The sequence below is a fragment of the Micromonospora globispora genome (assembly GCF_003857015.1).
Classification (GTDB): Bacteria; Actinomycetota; Actinomycetes; order Mycobacteriales; family Micromonosporaceae; genus Micromonospora; species Micromonospora globispora.
This window is the reverse complement of record NZ_QGGF01000446.1, coordinates 1-3,696: the sequence shown is the minus strand read 5'-3', so window position 1 is coordinate 3,696 and position 3,696 is coordinate 1. Positions and strand designations below refer to the sequence as shown.

5 protein-coding genes and 1 pseudogene are annotated in these 3,696 nt (G+C 68.2%); 4 read left to right on the top strand and 2 right to left on the bottom strand.

Translation table 11 applies throughout. From position 1 onward, the window contains the following. Both DKL51_RS23975 and DKL51_RS23970 read left to right on the top strand, forming a co-directional pair. Nucleotides 1–181 (top strand): ANTAR domain-containing protein (locus DKL51_RS23975; RefSeq protein WP_148097833.1); only part of this gene is annotated, 181 nt, incomplete at its 5' end. Nucleotides 182–346: 165 nt separating this feature from the next. Beyond that, nucleotides 347–1,147 carry a SigB/SigF/SigG family RNA polymerase sigma factor gene (locus DKL51_RS23970; protein WP_109948157.1) on the top strand — a complete coding sequence of 267 codons (801 nt, stop codon included), beginning with the start codon at nt 347–349 and terminating at the stop codon, nt 1,145–1,147. A 207-nt stretch (nt 1,148–1,354) separates the two neighbouring features. Here the strand turns inward: DKL51_RS23970 and DKL51_RS23965 are convergent, their stop codons facing one another. Then, nucleotides 1,355–1,933, bottom strand: a complete 579-nt coding sequence (locus DKL51_RS23965; RefSeq protein ID WP_109948156.1) for an alpha/beta fold hydrolase — start codon at nt 1,931–1,933, stop codon at nt 1,355–1,357. 132 nt (nt 1,934–2,065) lie between these two features. After that, nucleotides 2,066–2,323: a hypothetical protein gene (locus tag DKL51_RS23960; protein WP_123827133.1), complete on the bottom strand. Its 258-nt coding sequence runs from the start codon at nt 2,321–2,323 to the stop codon at nt 2,066–2,068. A 134-nt stretch (nt 2,324–2,457) separates the two neighbouring features. On the opposite strand from DKL51_RS23960, the pseudogene DKL51_RS36620 reads away from it, so the two are divergent. Together DKL51_RS36620 and DKL51_RS23950 are read left to right on the top strand one after the other, a co-directional pair. Next, nucleotides 2,458–2,679 (top strand): annotated as a pseudogene (locus tag DKL51_RS36620) (putative immunity protein); the annotation flags it as partial. A gap of 421 nt (nt 2,680–3,100) precedes the next feature. Next, entirely contained in the window at nt 3,101–3,559 is a 459-nt protein-coding gene (locus DKL51_RS23950; protein ID WP_109948154.1) for an SRPBCC family protein, read from the top strand. Nucleotides 3,560–3,696: the final 137 nt, after the last annotated feature.

The window sequence follows — 3,696 nt, the reverse complement described above, 5'->3', positions numbered from 1 at the left end:
CCTGATCGAGCAGGCCAAGGGTGTCCTCGCGGAGCGCCTCCACGTGGAGGTGGGGGAGGCCTTCGCGCTGCTGCGCAACGGCGCCCGCAGCCGCAACCGGCGGCTGTCCGACCTGGCTCAGGCGATCGTCGACGGTTCCGAGCAGCTCGCGCCAGGAACGGCAGCCAACTTGTCCGCCTGACTGCCCGGTCAGGTCGATGCCGCCCGACCGCCACCGCGGGGGTCCTGTCCCGCCAGCCGACTTCCGGCGGTGCCGATTGGCACGATGAGGCGTACGGTGACCTTGTCGCCCGGGCCCCCGGTGGCCGTCAGTTCCGCCGCCACCAGCCGTAAGGGGCGTTGAACAATGGTCATCCCCACCGCGACTGCGACCACAGTTCCCCGACATCCGTCAGCGGATGAAGTACCCGTCACGAACGATCAGCTGTTGCGTCGACACGCTGCCCTGGCCTGCGACGATCCTGATCGCACGAGGCTCCGGGATCGGATCATCGAGGGCAACCTCCCCATGGCCAGTCGGCTGGCCCGCCGATACGCCGGACGTGGGGAGCCCTATGACGACCTGACCCAGGTCGCTGCCCTTGCCCTGGTCAAGGCCGTCGACGGATTCGACGTCCGCCGAGGCGTACCGTTCTCCTGTTACGCGGTCCCCACGATTCTCGGCGCCCTCCGCAGGCACTTCCGCGACACGACATGGGCGATGCGGGTACCGCGCCGAGCGCAGGAGCTGAACAGCAGAATGCGAGTCGCCACGGGGGACCTCACGCAGCGGCAGGGCCACCACCCGACCGCCGCGGAGCTCGCCGACCACCTCGACGTGAGCATCGACGATGTGGTGGTCGCCCTCACCGCATCCCAGGCCTACCGCCTGCCATCCCTCAACGAGCCCCACCTCGGAGCCGATCACGTCGAGACCATCGAACTCATCGGCGCCGCCGATCCCGGCTATACGCGCGTGGACGACCACCTGACCCTCCTGCCGTTGCTCGCCGACCTTCCCCTGCGTGAGCGCCGGATTCTCACCATGTGGTTCTACCGCCACATGACCCAGACGCAGATCGCCACCGAGGTCGGACTGTCACAGATGCACGTGTCCCGGCTGCTGAAGCGTTCTCTGGCTCAGCTCAGGGCCGCCCTGCCCAGCTGACGGGCCACCGTCCCGGTCGCATTCGATCGCGCGTAGGAGAGCGTCAAACGATCACGAAAGGACCTCGATGGCAGTTGATCCGCCCGTCACGACTTCGGTGGCGGCCCGCTGGTAGGCGTCGTTGAGGGCGGCAGCAGCGTGACCTCGTGCGTAGGCACCCGAGCGCCGAGGCCGTGACTGTCGATCAGAAGGGCTGCGGGCTCTTGGCTATGCCCGGGTGACGGAGCCGAGACCGTCAGGACTAATCGTCTTCGCCACCTCGCTCAGGTCATTGTCCAGCTGGTGATCGCGCCCGGGCAGCCGGTGCAGCTGTGCCTGCGGGATGACGCGGGCGTACAGGTCGGCATGCGACGGTGGGGCAGTCTCGTCCTGGAGTCCATGAAACACATGCACCGGCACGCTTTGCGGCAGCCTCGCGCCGAGGTCGTGCGGCAGCTCGAACTCGTCGCCGGGCCAGCCGCCCGCCCCGACGAACGGAGCGGCGATCAGCACGATCGCCCTGACCTCCCGCTCCGGTGGCCGCTCGGCGAGCGCGTTGATGAGGATCGTCGCGCCCACCGAATGGCCGGCGACGACCGCACCGTCGTCCAAGCCCGCCATCTCACGCCGGATGGCCGCGCTCCACCTGGCGTAGCTCGGGTCGTCCTCGTCGGGCATGCGCGGGTAGCGGACCTCGTACCCGTCCCCGAGCTCCCGCCTCAGGCTGTCGAACAGCTTGTCGTCCCATTCGTCGTGCGCGCCCGCGCCGCCGCCCTGGATGAACAGGATCTGCCGGGTCCCTGCCATGCCGATCCACCTTCGCGCACTCGTGGCGATCCAGTTCGATACCCGCTGCCGGCCCGTGCGAAGCCCGGCGACCCGCCGGGCCCGTTCCAGCCGTGCCCAACCTATGCATACAAGGTCCCACTGCTGCCGCGCTCAGGCGGCGTTGATGCGCTCATCTTGCCTGACGGGTCCGACAGTCTTGCGGACTTCGTCCTCGAGGTGGGCCTGGGCGGCCAGCGCGGAGTCGGCGTGGTAGGCCCTCAGCCGTGGCGTCCTCCAGTCGGGATCCTCTTGCCGTGGCGACGTCAATTGTCCATCGGCGATCCTCTCCGCAAGCGCAGGTTCGATCCGCAATTGGTACGACCGGATCTGCCGCGGATCGAGCACGTGGGCAGCCGGTGCGCCCATCACCGTCCGTAGCCGAGCCTCGCTAGCGCGAACGTTCTGCTCTGCCGAGTACAGGATGTGTGAGGGGATCCCGGGTCAGGGCGCACGGCGCCCGAAGGCCCGCTCTAGTGCTCGAACGACGCTACGGTTGACGATGCGGCCCGTCGGGGGCCGTCGCACACGTCGCCGCGCACGAACTCGGTGCGGCCGCCTATGCGATCAAGGCCGCAGGTGCTGCCGCGCCGGAAGGCGAGAGCAATGCCGCAGGGCGACTCGAGTGCCGATGGCAGCGCGACCAACTCCCGGAGGCGATTCGCGAGCTCGTGCTCGACGACCAGCGGTTGCGGAACGACATCTGCTGGTCGGTGTTTGACTGCTGAGCGGGCGTGGGGCTGCGAGCCCACCCAGCGCTCATCCGAAACTGCCGCCGATCGTGCGCGCTGGGGCCTCGGCACACCGGTCACGCCGCGTCGGTCAGCCTCGGTGCGATTCCCTTGCGGACATGCCGATGTCAGTGCATCGCCGTTCGAGGGCCGCTGGCTTCGCTGGCGGCCCTCGGGGGTGCGCCGCAGCCCTCTGGGACGGAGCCGGTCACGGGTTCTCGACATCGCCGTCCGGATCTTTTGGCTCTCGTAGATGAGCCCTGCGCAGCCTACCGACGACGGTCAGATCGGGCGGAGGCCGCCGGTCACTGGGCTACCGCGATATCACTCAGAGCACTCGTCTGCCGCTGGTCGCGCGGTCATTCCGGAGAGAGTGCGCCTCGATGCCATCCTGAGCGTCGGACTATAGATTCATTCCATGTACTCGACCCAGGTATCCCAACTCGTCAAAGCGCCGCGCTCGGCCGTCTATCGGGCCCTGCTGGACCCGGCCGCGGTCGCGCAGTGGCGGGTGCCCACCGGCATGAGCGGCCACGTGCACGAGTTCGACGCGCGCGAGGGCGGCTCGTTGCGCGTCTCGCTCACCTACGAAACACCGGACAATACCGGCAAGTCGACGGCGCGCACCGACAGCTACCACGGCCACTTCGTAAAGATCGTGCCCGACCAGCAGGTGGTCGAGGTCGTCGAGTTCGAGACCGACGATCCCGCGCTCCGCGGCGCGATGACAATGTCCACGACGCTCACCGACGTGGACGGCGGGACCGAAGTCGTCGTCGTGCATGACGGCATTCCCGACGCGATCCCGGCCGAAGACAACGAGACGGGTACGCGCATCGCTATGGCGAACCTCGCCAGACTCGTCGAAGCGGGCTAACGTCGCCCTGTCATGGCACCCCTTTATGTCAAGACACCGCTCGGAGGGCGGGTTTAGGCTGGCTGGTGGCGGGTCCGGGAAGTGGCTTGTCCGAAGGGCCGATGTCCGGGGTCAGGTCGGTCACGCTGGATTGCAGA

What these genes read in the sequence shown, in the direction of transcription:
- DKL51_RS23970 (WP_109948157.1), top strand. Translation starts at nt 347, where the DNA reads ATGGTCATCCCCACCGCGACTGCGACCACAGTTCCCCGACATCCGTCA.
- DKL51_RS23965 (WP_109948156.1), bottom strand. Translation starts at nt 1,933, where the DNA reads ATGGCAGGGACCCGGCAGATCCTGTTCATCCAGGGCGGCGGCGCGGGC.
- DKL51_RS23950 (WP_109948154.1), top strand. Translation starts at nt 3,101, where the DNA reads ATGTACTCGACCCAGGTATCCCAACTCGTCAAAGCGCCGCGCTCGGCC.